Here is a 14572-nt window from a genome sequence, read left to right as displayed (position 1 = left end):
GCGCCCACGCCAGCGGAACGTTATCCCGCGACGTAAGCCGCCAAGTGCTTGCCCGTCAGCGTTGGTTTCTCCGCCACAAGCTCAGCCGGCGTTCCAGCGAAAACGATCTTGCCGCCGTCGTGTCCGGCGCCCGGTCCAAGATCAATGATCCAGTCAGCATGTGCCATGACAGCTTGGTGGTGTTCGATGACGATCACAGATTTCCCGGACTCGACCAGGCGATCCAGCATGCCCAGCAGGTTTTGGACATCGGCCAGATGCAGGCCGGTAGTCGGTTCGTCCAGGATGTAAATTTCGCCCTTTTCGGACATCTGCGTCGCCAGCTTGAGTCGCTGGCGCTCACCACCGGACAACGTAGTGAGGGGCTGACCCAGCGTTAGGTAGCCCAGGCCAACATCAGCAAGGCGATCGAGAATCTTGTGGGCAGCCGGGGTCCGGGCTTCGCCCTCACTGAAGAAGACTTCAGCCTCATCCACAGACATTGCAAGCACCTCTGCAATATTGCGTCCACCCAGCCGGTACTCCAACACAGATGCCTGGAAGCGCTTTCCTTCACACTCTTCGCACGGCGACTCAACGGTGGCCATCACGCCCAGATCCGTGTAAATCACACCCGCTCCATTACACGTTGGGCACGCGCCCTCGGAGTTTGAGCTGAAAAGCGCAGGCTTGACGCCGTTGGCCTTGGCAAATGCTTTACGGATGGGTTCCAGCAGGCCTGTATAGGTGGCAGGGTTGCTCCTGCGGGATCCGCGAATGGCACCCTGGTCGATCACCAGGACACCGTCACGCTTGGCTACGGAGCCATGAATCAGCGAGCTCTTGCCCGACCCAGCCACACCGGTGAGGACACAGAGGACGCCAAGGGGGATGTCGACGTCGACGTTCTTGAGGTTGTTTGTTGAGGCGCCCCGGATTTCCAAGTGAGCCGCGGCGGTACGCACGCTGTCCTTAATGGAGGCCCGATCGTCCAAGTGGCGACCGGTGATGGTGTCGCTCCCCCGCAAACCCTCCAAGTCGCCCTCGAAGCATACTGTGCCGCCTCCGGTACCGGCGCCCGGCCCCAAGTCAACCACATGGTCGGCAATAGCGATGGTTTCCGGTTTGTGTTCCACCACCAGCACCGTGTTGCCCTTATCGCGAAGCTGCAGCAGCAGCTGGTTCATTCTCTCGATGTCGTGTGGGTGCAGGCCAATGGTCGGTTCGTCAAAGACGTAGGTGATGTCCGTGAGGGACGACCCCAGGTGCCGGATCATTTTTGTCCGCTGGGCCTCTCCCCCGGACAACGTTCCTGCGGGACGGTCAAGGGATAGGTAGCCCAAACCGATCCCGGCGAAAGAATCAAGGAGGTGCTGGAGTCCCTTGAGCAGAGGAGCTACGGAGGGCTCATCAAGTTCGCGAACCCAGTCTGCGAGATCGCTGATTTGCATGGTGCACACGTCCGCGATGCTCTTGCCCTTGATTTTGGAGGACCTTGCCTCGGGGCTCAACCTGGTGCCTTCGCATTCGGGACATGTGGTGAAGGTTATGGCCCGCTCCACGAAGGCGCGAATGTGCGGCTGCAAGGCGTCGACATCCTTACTGAGCATCGACTTCTGGATCTTGGGGATCACGCCTTCGTACGTGAGGTTTATCCCCTCCACCTTGATTTTGGTGGGCTCACGGTAGAGGAGGTCGTGGAGTTCCTTCTTGGTGAACTTGGCAATGGGCTTGTCCATGTTGAAGAACCCTGAGCCGCTGAAGATCCGTCCATACCATCCATCCATGGTGTAGCCGGGGATGGTGAGGGCGCCTTCGCTCAGGGATTTGGTGTCGTCGTACAGAGCCGTGAGGTCAAAGTCGTTGACCGAGCCCATTCCCTCGCAACGGGAACACATGCCGCCCAAGCGATTGAACGTGGCCTTCTCTGTCTTGGTTTTGCCTTCGCCGCGTTCCACTGTGATGGCGCCGCTGGCCTTTACCGTGGGCACGTTGAATGAGTAGGCGTTGGGCGAACCAATGTGGGGCTGGCCAAGGCGGCTGAACAAGATCCGCAGCATGGCATTGGCGTCTGTGGCGGTACCCACTGTCGAGCGCGGGTTGGAGCCCATTCGCTCCTGATCCACGATGATCGCCGTGGTCAATCCTTCAAGCACGTCGACGTCGGGCCGCGCCAAGGACGGCATGAAGCCCTGTACAAAAGCACTGTAGGTTTCGTTGATCATGCGCTGCGACTCTGCGGCAATGGTCGCGAAGACCAGCGAACTCTTCCCGGAGCCGGAGACGCCCGTGAATACCGTGAGCCGGCGCTTCGGGATTTCGATGGTGATGTCTTTAAGGTTGTTTTCACGTGCGCCCTGGACACGGATCAAATCGTGGGTGTCCGCAACATGGGACCCGGGAGATTGCGTGTCCGTGCTCGTTGCAATAGTCATGATTTCTCCATCTGTTAGGCGGCGCTGCCCAACAGTCCCCCGTCGGCGTCGCCTGGCTCTCGCTGACCGGCAACGGTCAGTACGTTTGATTCTGCCATTGTCTTCCTAGGTTTACTCGCTAAGAATGAAGCATGCCGGTATACATGAGGTCCCTTGAAACCGCCGTTCCCCAAACTATCCTCGTCCAGCAGCAAGCCCGTGACGTTTTCGCCTCACAGCCCGGGCTTACAAGGCTTGGAACGCGGCTCGTGAGCACCTGTTTCGACTCAGCAGCCATAGATACCCGGTACACCGCCGTAGCGGAGCTCAGCCTTGATGCACATCCTGAGAATCCGCAGTTTTTCGACCCCGAAACCAATCGCGTCCTGAGCCCCAGTACTAAAATCCGGAACGAAATCTTTGCAACTGAAGCCACTAAGTTGTTCGTGGAAGCCGGCAAAGCCGCAGTGGCTCAAGCCCCGGGGATCGACCTGGATGACATCACGCACGTCATCACAGTGTCCTGTACAGGATTCTTCAATCCCGGTCCGGACTACAAGGTGGTCAGGGCTCTGGGGCTCAACCCCGCCGTCCAGCGCTACCACCTCGGCTTCATGGGTTGCTATGCGGCTTTCCCCGCGCTCAAGGCAGCCAAGCAATTCTGCATTGCAGACCCTGCCGCGGTAGTCCTGGTGATCTGCGTTGAACTCTGCTCCTTGCATGTGAGGACCTCAAACGACCCCGACACGATCATGGGGTCAGCGATATTCGGTGACGGCGCGGCGGCCGCCGTCGTAAGTTCACGGGAACTGCAGGGACCGGAGCCGGCCATCCGGCTGGACCACTTTGAGACGGTCCTGACGCCTGTAGGCGAGGAAGCCATGGCCTGGAACATCGGCGACGAAGGATTTGAAATGGTCCTGGGCTCGTATGTCCCCCACATCATCGAGGAACACATCACCGGTGCCCTGGAGCCGTTGCTCGCCAAGGAGCCTTCCCTGGCGGGCCTCCCCTACCGGGACATCACGCACTGGGCCATCCATCCCGGCGGTCGCAGCATCCTGGACAAGGTGGAGTCCAAGTTGGAACTCAGCCAGGAGCAGTTGATTCCGGCGCGGGAAACACTGAGGGAATACGGGAATATGAGCAGCGCTACTGTCCTGTTCGTCCTGAAGTACATGCTGGAGCAGCCGGTCAGTGAACGTGAGGAGCGTATTTGTTCCATGGCGTTCGGCCCCGGCCTGACGGTGGAGACGGGACTCTTTACGCTGGTCTCCCCTGCCCTGTGAGGCCTTGGGGATCCCTCCAGGAGAGGGACCTGCACGCCGTTGAGGAGATGGACAAAGCTGACTGCGATCCCAGGCGCCTCACCAGGACTTACGCTCGTTTCCCCGTGGTTAACAGGCTGTTATCGGGGTGGCACGGGACGTATCGTCGACGACTCCGTCCGCTGTTGGTAGCCAACGGTGCGGCGTCTGTGCTGGACATTGGAAGCGGCAGCGGTGATGTGGCACGGAGCCTAGCGCGGTGGGCCCGGCGGGATGGCCTCAGGCTCACCGTGACGGCGATTGACCCGGATGAGCGAGCCTTCGCCTTTGCCTCCAGGGCGCCTCGCGTGGAGGGCGTCAGCTACCGTAGGGCACATAGCTCCGAGTTGGTCGCTGAGGGCCGGAAGTTCGACGTCGTCATCTCCAACCACATCCTTCATCACCTCGATCCGGGGGAGCTTGCGGCGGTCCTCCATGATTCGGAGTTGCTGAGCCGGGGACTTTGCCTCCATAACGACCTCAATCGCAGCAACATCGCGTATCTTTTGTTCCTGGCGGGGTTTTGGCCGTTGGGCGTAGGCTCCTACATTTGCGGGGACGGTTTGACGTCGATCAGGCGCAGCTACACCTCGGAGGAACTAAAAGCCGTTGTTCCCTCCACATGGTCAGTGGAAGCAAACGGGCCCTGGCACCATCTCCTTTTTCACGAAGGTCCGGTACGTGAACTTCCCCAAGCTGATGCTTGGCGCCGATTGGAGGACCGTGCCTGACGTTGTGATCGTTGGTGCCGGCCCTGTGGGGCTGTTCATGGGGGTTCTGTTGCTTCAGCGGGGGCATCAGGTCCGCATACTGGAGCGCCGGAGCAACAGGAGTGACAGTTCGAGGGCCATCGGAATCCACCCCCCGGCCTTGGCAGAGCTGGCTCGCGCGGGAGTTGCCGACCCTTTGGTAACTGCCGGGGTCCACATCAAGCGTGGTGTGGCTTACAGCCGGCGACGACGGGTGGCCGGCCTTGCGTTCGACGGCGACCCAGCCTTTCCCTTCATCCTTGCCCTTCCGCAGACGATCACCGAGGAAGTCCTGGAGTTGGCGGTAAAGGAACTGGATGCCGACGCGGTCGTCCGGGATGCCGACGTCCAGGAGATCGACGACGCCGGCGGCACCTTGCGTGTACGATCATTTTCGCCTTCCGGCAGCTTGGAGGTAGCAGCCCGCTTGGTGATAGCCGCCGACGGAGCGCATTCAACCATCCGTGGCCGCTACCTGCCGGGTGGCCCCTCCCGCAGCTATCCGGACTGCTACATCATGGGCGATTTCCCGGATACCACGGGGCATGACACCGACGCCGTCTTGTACTTGGAACCCGAAGGAATCGTCGAGTCGTTTCCCCTGCCAGGAGGCGTCCGGAGATGGGTCGTCAGGCTGGGCGCACCGCACGGGAATCCGACGCCGGCGGTGCTCGCCGAACTGATCACGGCCAGGACCGGTGAGGTGCTGGACATAGCCGGCAACTCGATGCTGAGTGCCTTTGAAGTACGGTCGCGGCTCAGTCGGCGCATGGTTCACGGCAAGGTGGTGTTTCTTGGGGATGCGGCGCACGAAATCAGCCCCATCGGGGGGCAGGGAATGAACCTAGGTTGGTTGGATGCTGCAGCTCTGGCCCCCATCATTGATGCATCCCTGCGGGGCGCCAACGTAGGGCGCGATGTGGCACATTTCGAGAAGTCACGCAGGAAAGCGGCGCTTCGCGCCTCACGTCAGGCCGGGCTCAACATGGCACTGGGCAGGCCACTGCCGCCTCCCGCCATGTCAGCAAGGAATACGCTGTTCGCAAACGCCCTGGCCATACCGGCAATTTCAGAACTGGTGCAGCGCCGCTTCACTATGCGCTAGTTACCCCAGGGCGCTAGGTACTCCAAGGCGCTGGTTACCCCAGGGCGCCAGCTATTCCGGCGTCGTGTAGTAGCAGTCGTACGTGTCCTGGCTGATGATCAGGCCGTCCCGCAACTCGAAGACCGCAGTGCTCCTTGCTCGGATGGTGTCGCCGCGGTCCCAGTGCGGCAGGTCAAGGAGCAGCGTGGCTGACCAGTTCATCTCCAGCACCACCCGGTTGTCCTGGCTTGTTGTGCGGACTACCTCAAAGCGCTGATCGGAGACAATGTCCTTGCTGTGGTCGGCGCCAGCCAACGTTTCGGCCAGGTTCCGGGTGGAACCCGTTTTGGACAAGGCGTGCGGCCACTCCGTGAGCTTGAAATCGTCGGCCAGGAAAGGCCGCAATTCAGCAGCCCCGCCGCCGGCCTCAACCGTTCGAACAAAGCCGAGTACACAATCCAAAGGGGTGGAATCGATCATTCGTCGAGCCTAGCCCACACGCTCGAAATGCCTTCATCGCGTTAGGCTCACTGTATGACGCACCAACCTCATCCTGAGGCCACGAGCCCCGCCACGGACTACAACCCCACCCGGATACGTGACGCCGTCCGTCGCTTGCTTGATGCAGACGGGCTCCCGACCATTGTGCAGGCCGGGCACCCCGTATTGCGCCAGCTGGCCGCCCCCTATGACGGCCAGGTTGATGATGCCGAGTTGGCCGCTTTCATCGAGCGAATGAGGGACGTCATGCATGACGCCCCGGGCGTTGGACTGGCCGCCCCCCAGCTGGGCATCCCGCTGCAGCTGGCCGTGTTGGAGGACAAATATGAGGTGGACCCGGAGTCTGCCGCGGTACGTCACAGGGAACAGCTGGAATTCTTCGCAATTATCAACCCGGAGTACCGTCCGCTGGGCACTGAGACAGCCTCGTTTTATGAAGGGTGCCTCTCCGTGAGCGGGTATCAGGCCGTTGTGACACGCCACCGGAATGTGGAGCTGCGCTACACCAGTCCTGCGGGCGAACCCGTGGAAGAGTGGTTCTCGGGCTGGCAGGCCCGCATTGTGCAACACGAAACGGACCATCTCCACGGCATCCTGTATCTGGACCGGGCGGAACTGCGTTCCCTGTCCAGCAATGCTGAACACTCGGCCCGGTGGTTCGCGCCGGAGATTGACGAGGCCCGCCGGGCTCTTGGATTCCTTCGCTGACGCTGAACCCGGCCTGTATGGCTACAGCTGGTCCTCCGGTTGATTAGCATCCGTTGGAAGGTACTGCGCCCACCAACGGAGAATGTGGTCAAAGCGCTGCCTCCGGTGATGTGGCGTCCCGGACCGTGACAACTCGTGGTCTTCCCCAGGAAAGATCAGCAGGGAAGTGTCCACGCCTTGGGCCTTCAAATGTGCGTAGTACCGCTGCCCCTGTTCGATGGGGCACCGGAGATCGTTCTCGCTGTGAATCACCAGGGTAGGTGTGTCGACACGCGAAACTACGGCCATGGGACTTTGGGCCGTCATCTGTTCCGGTGTCCCTCCGGTGTATTCGGCCCCGAAGAACCAACCGATGTCAGCGGAACCCGAAAAGCTGACCGGGTCCAGGAAGCCGCGCTCCACAATCGCACCCTTGAACCTGTGATCGTGGGCGATGGTCCAAGCGGTCAGGTAGCCACCATAGGAACCCCCCATGATCCCCACCCGGTCTTTATCCAAGCCCTCAAAGGAGACCAACGCTGAGTCGAGGAACGCAAGCACGTCCTGCATATCCAGCGTCCCCATGCGTTCCTTGATGGCGCGCCCATGGGCTTGGCCGTAGCCGGCGGACCCTCGTGGATTGCACATGACAACTGCGTACCCTGCAGCGGCGTAAACCTGCGCTTCATCGAAGAATGCGCCGGTGTACTGGGAGAAGGGGCCGCCATGGATGGTGAGTAGGACCGGGTGTGGGCCTGGGCCATCAGGCAGGACGACCCAACCATGAAGGGGGTGTCCGTCGGTGGATTCGGCGTCGAAGTCCAGGGGTTCCGTTACACGGGAGTTGTTGCGCAGGATGGCGGAGAAGTCCGTGAGGAGGCGGATCTCTCCCCGTTCAAGTGACGCGACATCTCCCACGGTTGAGGAATCGGAGAAACTTACGGCAATTTCCCCGTTGGCAGCCACCGTCGCCCCGATAACTACCCGGGCACCGTGGACCAGGGGTGTGATCCCACCTTCCGCCGTGACGTCCAGCAGTTCGACACTTCCCAACGCTGTGTTCAGCACCAGCACACTGGCTGGTCCGCTGGGTTCCAGCGGACCAGACACGTCCAAATGTTCCTCGTCGGTCAGCGCGGCAGCCTCTCCCCCTGCGACGGGCATGACGTACAGAACAGAATTCCGAGCCACAAAGTCCTTGCCGGTGTGTCCTAAGTTCTGGGCCACGTAAAACAGCCAACGGCCGTCCGTGGAGGCACGGACAGCAGTGACAGTCTGCAACGTCTTGTTGGACGGTTCGACGACGGTCGGCCGGCCGCCGCCGGCGCCGATCCGATAGACGGAGGTGACCAGGTCGTCGTCGTGTCCTTCATGGAGGGCGGCAACGAAGTACAGGTGGGAGCCGTCAGCTGAAAAGCACGGCGACTCGTGGTCCGAGTCGCCGAACGTGACCTGCTGTGCAGTAGGAACCCCCGTAACCGTCCGCGTCGGCTGTTCATGGGCGGCCCTCCCGCGCGGAACAACGACCGGTTCGCCGCCCAGCTCCGGGACTTCAACCACAAACAGCTGCTGACGCTGGTCTGCCGTATATCCGAGGCCATTCATCCTGTATTGGTTGGTGGTGATCAGGCGGGCATCTTCACCGCCGGTGGTGACTCCGTCAACGGTCCCGTACCGGCCTTGCTCGGGCACGCGGGCCTCGAACGCTATGCGGTGGGAATCCGGCGCCCACACGAACCCTCCTACACCGGCCTGCTGATCCGTGATCCGTTGCGGCTCGCCGCCCGCGGCCTCCACGACGAACAGTTGCGGCTTTCCATCCGGGTCGTTCCTGAGGAACGCCAAAACCAGGCCATCGGGTGAGAATGCCGGGGAACTGTCCCGGAAGCCGCGCGTGATGCGTCGCGGATACTTGGTGGTGTCCAAAGGAATACTCCACAGCTGGCCGACGTAACTGTCAGCATCAAAGTCCGGCCTCACGACGGAAACCACCGCCTTGCTGCCATCGGGGTGGATTGCCGGGGCGGACACGGTGTTCAGCAGATGCAATTGCTCGGGTTTCACGTTGGTGAGCCTAGCCCGGCGGTCCCACGCCCGGCACCAGACACTCCGTCCGCCGTAGGATTGAAGCCATGTTGTCCCACGCTGTTGCTGCCCTCCGCTGTCCTGTGTGCCAAGGGAGGTTACAGCTCAGGGAAGTCCAGCAACGGACTCTCGCTTGCGAGGCCGGGCATCTGTTCGATGCCGCTAAACAAGGCTATTTCAACCTGCTGACGGGCAAAGGCACGGTGTTCGAAGCCGATTCTGCAGACATGGTGGCGGCCCGGCACAGGTTCCTGGACGCCGGTCACTACTCCGGACTTTCCCAAGCCCTTGCCTCGGCGGCCGCCGGACCACTTCACCATCCCGACGCGCTGGTTCTCGACGCCGGCACGGGCACCGGTCACTACCTGCACGCAGTCCTTCAGATGTCGGGGGCCACGGGGATTGGTGTGGATATTTCCAAGTTCGCACTGAGGCGCGCCGCCCGGCTCAACGCGCAGGCGGCCAACCTTGTTTGGGACATTTGGCGTCCGCTGCCCGTTGCGGACAACGCCGTGGATGTGGTCACGGTAGTCTTTGCCCCGCGAAACCCCGCCGAGTTTGCCCGTGTGCTGCGGCCAGGGGGCTCGTTGATTGTTGTGACACCCAGGCCAGGCCATCTTGCTGAAATCGCAGCCCGGACAGGGATGCTTGGCATTGAGGAGGGCAAGGAAGAACGGTTGGCCGAATCCATGAAGGGCTATTTTGACCCAGGCGTCAGCCAAATCCTGGACCTTCCCCTGTTGCTGAGTGGTCAGGAGGTAGCTGACCTAGCCTATATGGGTCCGGCGGGGCACCACCTGCATCGTGGAGAGTTGGCGGAGCTGGCTACATTTAAGGGCCCTGTGTCCACCACCGCGAAGTTCCGGATCAGCGAATTCGCAGCGGCCTGACGTGGGACGGGACGTCGGGCTAGGATGGAGGAACAGTGACTGTGATCCCGCTCGCGGGATCCGGGACCAAGGGGGAAATGATGTTTGAATGGCTCGGCGAGAATTGGTGGGCCCTCTGGCTCACGGTCTTCCTCGCGTTCGCGGTGGTGGAGATGCTTACCCTCGACCTCTTCTTCATCATGCTCGGTGGCGGTGCCCTTGCCGGACTGATCGCCGACTTCGCGGGGGCCGATTTCTGGCTCCAAATCGTGATCTTCTCCGTGGTCTCCCTCCTAATGATCGTCTTTGTCCGTCCTGTCGCCATGAAGCACCTGCATAAGGGACCAGCCGAACAGCGCAGCAATATCGACCGGCTCATCGGTCAGTCCGCTCTCGTCATCGAAGCCGTGAGTGGAACCAGTGGACTGGTCAAGATCGGCGGCGACGTATGGAGCGCCCGCAGCACGGCCGGTGTTCTCGACGCCGGTTCGACAGTTCAGGTCACCAGGATCGACGGCGCGACGGCGGTAGTAGCCTCGCCTGCCGGGAACGGCCCGCTCTAGGCGCGCCCTTGAATTTCTGCGGTTGCCGATCCGGGCAGCCTGCCCGGGTCCAGTCGCATCAAACCACGCAATTGGGGAATGAAGGAGATGTATGGACGGCTTAGGAGGAACAGCAGCGGCAATTGTGCTGGTTGTTCTCGTCATTTTTGTCATCATCGTGTTGGTCCGTTCGGTCAGGATCATCCCGCAGGCACGTGCCGGCGTCGTTGAACGCCTCGGCAAGTACCAGCGGACGCTTAACCCGGGACTAACCATCCTGATCCCGTTCGTCGACCGGCTGCTGCCGTTGCTCGACCTGCGTGAACAGGTTGTATCGTTTCCGCCTCAGCCGGTCATTACCGAGGACAACCTGGTGGTCTCGATTGACACCGTTGTGTACTTCCAAGTCACCGATCCCAGGGCAGCAACCTACGAGATCGCCAACTACATCCAGGCCGTGGAGCAGTTGACCACCACCACGCTTCGTAACGTGGTGGGCGGGCTTAACCTCGAAGAAGCCCTGACATCCCGCGACCAGATCAATGGCCAGCTGCGTGGTGTCCTGGACGAAGCTACGGGCCGCTGGGGAATCCGTGTGTCCCGCGTCGAGCTGAAGGCGATTGATCCGCCCCACTCCATTCAGGACTCGATGGAGAAGCAGATGCGTGCTGAACGGGATCGCCGTGCAGCCATCCTGACCGCTGAAGGCACCAAGCAGTCGCAGATTCTTACCGCCGAAGGCCAGCGGCAGGCGGCCATCCTTGCTGCTGAAGGTGACGCGAAGGCGGCCATCCTCAGGGCAGACGGTGAAGCCCAAGCCATCCAGAAGGTCTTCGACGCCATTCACAAGGGCAACCCGGACCAAAAGCTCCTTGCCTACCAGTACTTGCAGACCCTTCCCAAGATCGCTGAGGGAAGCTCGAACAAGCTCTGGATCATCCCGAGTGAAGTCGGCGAGGCGCTCAAGGGTATCGGCGGCGCCCTTGGAGGCAATAACGGGGACTCCCCCATCGGCCTTTTCGGAAACAATGAACAGTCCGGGACTTCAGAGCCGGCAGCCGCGGCCCCGCAGGCCCGGCCAGCTGAATAACTCACTGTCGAAGGGTCACCGAGCGGCCAGCCATTCAGGCTGGCCGCTCGCTTGTTGATGGCCCTTTTGAGTACTGGGCGATGATCCGCGTATAATGGGATATTTGTCCGGCTGGTTCAGCGTGGATGGAACATTAAAGCTTGGCCAGGCGTTGCAATTAGTGATGCAAGGTGTGCAGAAGTAGTCCGTAAGGATCGTGAAAACGGCTTACGGCTAGCGCGGAGTTCCTGCTCCGTGAACAGACAGAGGGAGTAATCATGAGCGATCGCAGCCTGCGGGGTATGCGTCTTGGCGCCCAGAGCATGGAAACAGAATCCGGCGTTGAACCGGCACCGCGCCAGCGGGTCGAGTACCGTTGCGAGGATGGCGAGCAGGTCTTCGTAACCTTCTCCTCCGAAGCCGAAATTCCCCCCGTATGGGTTTCCAAGACCGGCAAGGAAGCACTGCTGGTTGATGGCGAGCGACCTGTGGACGCCAACGAGAAAGCCGTCCGCACCCACTGGGACATGCTCCTGGAGCGCCGTAGCCTTCCCGAGCTGGAGCAGATCCTTGAGGATCGTCTGAACATCCTGCGTGAGCGCCGTGGAGAGCGCCGCTCCGCATAGTCGGTTACTGACTAAAAGACAAAGGCCGGGTCCGGTTCCTTAGGGGAACCGGACCCGGCCTTTCTGCATGCAAACGTCCCGAGTTACTTGGCGACTGCGGGCGACTTTCGGGTGAGTTTTTCCCAACGTGCTGCCAGTCCCCATTTGGTGACGTTGATCATGGCTTCCACAACAATGTTGCCGCTCATCTTGGATGCCCCGAGCTCACGCTCGACAAAGGTAATGGGACGCTCCTCAATGCGGAGGCCAAGCTTGGCCACGCGCCACGCGAGGTCAACCTGGAAGCCGTAGCCAACCGATTCGACCTCGTCGAGGTTGAGGGCCTCGAGCGTGCTGCGGCGGAATGCCCGGTAGCCGCCGGTAACGTCCTTGATCTTTACGCCCAGCATGATGCGGGCATAGGTGCTGCCGATGCGGGAGATCGCCTGGCGGTAGAGCGGCCAGTTAACAACGCTGCCACCGGGAACCCACCGGGAGCCCATGGCAAGGTCTGCTCCCTCGCTGACGGCGTCGAGGAGCAGCGGCAGTTGCTCCGGCTTATGCGAACCGTCGGCGTCCATTTCAACCAGGACGTCGTAGCCTGCAGCCAGTCCCCACTTGAAGCCGGCAATGTAGGCGGCCCCAAGGCCTTCCTTGCCCTTGCGATGCAGGACATGCACCTGGCTGTCCTCTGCCGCGAAGCCGTCGGCAAGCTTTCCCGTGCCGTCAGGGCTGTTGTCGTCGACCACAAGGACGTCGGAGTCGGGTACTGCTGCGCGCAGCCGTCCCAATGTCACGGGGAGCGATTCCAGCTCGTTGTAGGTGGGAATGATCGTCAGGACACGCAAGTAGAGGCCTTTCCTTGATGGAGCGGTCAGTGTGCCGGAGCAGCCTGGCGGCTGGTGTTCTGGCGCAACTCTCCATTATAGGACGACGACAAGGATTCATTTGGCGGGTGTGGCCCCGGACACATGGTCCGGACAATCAGGGCGGGCTTCACACCCTCAGCGACTCGTGGGCGAACAACTCGTGGCCCTCGCGCACTGTCTGAAGGCATCGGGGGTCGCCGCCGGTGTCCAAGGCAGGCAGCAGAGGGGTCCGCGCCCGAGGATCAGTGCTCCACGACTGTACACGGCTATCAGCCACCTGGACCATCAGTTCATCCACTTCCCACACAGCGAAACTGGCCGGCGCGCCCGGGACCAACTGGCCCATCAGCGGGTTCCGGTGTTTGGTAGCCCGCCACCCCGCACGGGTATGGCCCAAGAAGGCGGCACGGGCCGAGATCCTTTGCTCCGGGTTGCTGTGCTCCAGGCATGCCCGCACGCTTGACCACGGGCGGAGAGGAGTGACCGGGCTGTCACTGCCGAAAGCGATAGGGACACCGCTGGCGTAGAAGGAAGCGAAAGGGTTCATCGTTTGGCTGCGGCCACCTAACCGCTGTTCGTAGAGCCCACCTGGTTGACCCCACGCGGCATCGAAACCGGGCTGTACGCTGACCGACACCGAGTACTTGGCCAGCCGGTCGATGGCGGACTGGTCAGCCATCTCCACGTGTTCAAGCCGATGGCCGGCGGCCCGGAGGCGCTGCTCCCCCACCTCTGCGGCGGCTGCGTCCAATGCGTCCAGCACTGCCCCGAGACCAGCGTCACCTATGACATGAAACCCAGCCTGAACACCCAGGAGCGACGTGGCCACGAGATGTTTGGTGGCGTCGTCCACTGACAGGTATAGACTGCCGCGTTGGCCCGGTGCATCGGAATAGTCGTTCACGAGGGCCGCCGTACGGGAGCCGATTGAACCGTCAATGTTCAGGTCACCGGCAAGGCCCAGGACCCGCGTACCCAGACTGTCCAGAATCGACTGGGCGTGCGCCTCAGAGGTGGCCAGCTCGCCCCAGTAGGGAAGCACCTCAGGCCGGTTCCAGTCCTCGTTCCAGGACGTGGCCATTCGCAGGTCTTCGGACCCGCAAATATGAGGCGCAGACATCTCGGCCAAGGCTACATACCCGTGGGAAGCCGCATCCTGAAGGGCCGCTTCCTGGTATCCGCGACGTTCGTGCTCCGGGAACTTCCGGGCAGTCAGCCGCGCGGCCGTATGTGCCGCACGAACGACGCGGGCGGTGCCGGAGAAACCGTCGAGGCCGTCCAGGCCAGCGGCCGCGGCCAACGACGACGAAACCAAGGCGGAGTGGACGTCTATGCGTGACAGGTAGACAGGTCGCCCCGCGGCCGCCCTATCGATTTCCTCCAAGCCAGGGAGCGTGGAATCGTGCCACGTCGTTTCATCCCAACCGTGGCCCAGGACCGTGCCCGTGCCGCTGGCGGAGGCAACGGCGTCGAGCAGTTCCGTGGCTGAACGCACCCCGGAGAGCTGCAGGCCGGACAGGGCAAGGCCTGTCTCCGTCAGGTGTGCATGGGAGTCCACGAATCCCGGCGCCAAGAGGGCTCCGCGGAGGTCGATGACCTCCATGGATGAGTCAGCTATGGAAGTAGCTGCCTGTTCGGAGCCGACCCAAGCCACGGTATCGCCGTCCACCACCAGCGCAGTGGCAAAAGGATCTGCGGCGGTATAGATCGACCCGTTGCGGTACATGGTGACCCTGCGGTCCTGGCCGGCGGGCACGCCTGGCTGGTTCATGCGTTGTGCTCCTCGAGCGTTGAAAACATTCAATGAAATGG

Annotated in this window: 13 protein-coding genes; 8 read left to right on the top strand and 5 right to left on the bottom strand. The window is 61.7% G+C overall.

Annotation, left to right across the window (positions count from 1 at the left end; translation table 11 throughout):
- Positions 1-20 precede the first annotated feature (20 nt).
- Entirely contained in the window at positions 21-2414 is a 2394-nt protein-coding gene (locus A477_RS0121825; protein ID WP_017200974.1) for an ATP-binding cassette domain-containing protein, read from the bottom strand.
- Positions 2415-2545: 131 nt separating this feature from the next.
- On the opposite strand from A477_RS0121825, the gene A477_RS0121815 reads away from it, so the two are divergent.
- The 3 genes from A477_RS0121815 to A477_RS0121805 are packed head-to-tail and all read left to right on the top strand — an operon-like array spanning position 2546 to position 5554.
- Positions 2546-3682, top strand: a complete 1137-nt coding sequence (locus tag A477_RS0121815) for a type III polyketide synthase (RefSeq protein ID WP_017200973.1) — start codon at positions 2546-2548, stop codon at positions 3680-3682.
- Positions 3679-4431: a class I SAM-dependent methyltransferase gene (locus tag A477_RS0121810; protein WP_017200972.1), complete on the top strand. Its 753-nt coding sequence runs from the start codon at positions 3679-3681 to the stop codon at positions 4429-4431. Before A477_RS0121815 ends, A477_RS0121810 begins: the two co-directional genes overlap by 4 nt.
- Positions 4424-5554: an FAD-dependent oxidoreductase gene (locus tag A477_RS0121805; protein ID WP_017200971.1), complete on the top strand. Its 1131-nt coding sequence runs from the start codon at positions 4424-4426 to the stop codon at positions 5552-5554. The genes A477_RS0121810 and A477_RS0121805 overlap by 8 nt, the downstream gene beginning before the upstream one ends.
- 51 nt (positions 5555-5605) lie before the next feature.
- Here A477_RS0121805 and A477_RS0121800 read toward each other — a convergent pair whose 3' ends face one another.
- Positions 5606-6013, bottom strand: a complete 408-nt coding sequence (locus A477_RS0121800; RefSeq protein WP_017200970.1) for a nuclear transport factor 2 family protein — start codon at positions 6011-6013, stop codon at positions 5606-5608.
- 54 nt (positions 6014-6067) lie between these two features.
- Between A477_RS0121800 and A477_RS0121795 the strand changes: the two genes are divergently transcribed.
- Positions 6068-6742, top strand: a complete 675-nt coding sequence (locus tag A477_RS0121795; protein ID WP_017200969.1) for a peptide deformylase — start codon at positions 6068-6070, stop codon at positions 6740-6742.
- Between the two features lie 21 nt (positions 6743-6763).
- On the opposite strand, the gene A477_RS0121790 is transcribed toward A477_RS0121795, so the two are convergent.
- The gene (locus tag A477_RS0121790; RefSeq protein ID WP_017200968.1) at positions 6764-8785 is read right to left on the bottom strand and encodes a S9 family peptidase; all 2022 of its coding nucleotides are present in this window, start codon (positions 8783-8785) and stop codon (positions 6764-6766) included.
- A 68-nt stretch (positions 8786-8853) separates the two neighbouring features.
- On the opposite strand from A477_RS0121790, the gene A477_RS0121785 reads away from it, so the two are divergent.
- From A477_RS0121785 to A477_RS0121770, 4 genes are all read left to right on the top strand, one after another.
- Complete coding sequence (locus A477_RS0121785; protein ID WP_017200967.1) at positions 8854-9696, top strand: putative RNA methyltransferase; 843 nt, start codon at positions 8854-8856, stop codon at positions 9694-9696.
- Positions 9697-9776: 80 nt separating this feature from the next.
- Positions 9777-10238, top strand: a complete 462-nt coding sequence (locus A477_RS0121780; RefSeq protein ID WP_026005842.1) for an NfeD family protein — start codon at positions 9777-9779, stop codon at positions 10236-10238.
- Between the two features lie 91 nt (positions 10239-10329).
- Entirely contained in the window at positions 10330-11307 is a 978-nt protein-coding gene (locus A477_RS0121775; protein WP_017200965.1) for an SPFH domain-containing protein, read from the top strand.
- A gap of 257 nt (positions 11308-11564) precedes the next feature.
- Positions 11565-11912 (top strand): RNA polymerase-binding protein RbpA, encoded by a 348-nt coding sequence (locus A477_RS0121770; RefSeq protein ID WP_011774875.1) that lies wholly within the window; start codon positions 11565-11567, stop codon positions 11910-11912.
- An 83-nt stretch (positions 11913-11995) separates the two neighbouring features.
- On the opposite strand, the gene A477_RS0121765 is transcribed toward A477_RS0121770, so the two are convergent.
- Both A477_RS0121765 and A477_RS0121760 read right to left on the bottom strand, forming a co-directional pair.
- A complete protein-coding gene (locus A477_RS0121765; protein ID WP_017200964.1) occupies positions 11996-12739 on the bottom strand; it encodes a polyprenol monophosphomannose synthase in 744 nt (247 codons plus the stop codon).
- Positions 12740-12887: 148 nt separating this feature from the next.
- Entirely contained in the window at positions 12888-14531 is a 1644-nt protein-coding gene (locus A477_RS0121760; protein WP_017200963.1) for an amidohydrolase, read from the bottom strand.
- Positions 14532-14572 lie beyond the last annotated feature (41 nt).

Origin of the sequence: Arthrobacter sp. M2012083 (assembly GCF_000281065.1) — a bacterium.
Lineage (GTDB): Bacteria > Actinomycetota > Actinomycetes > Actinomycetales > Micrococcaceae > Arthrobacter.
The sequence above is the reverse complement of the archived record's forward strand: the minus strand, read 5'-3'. Positions and strand labels throughout refer to the sequence as shown.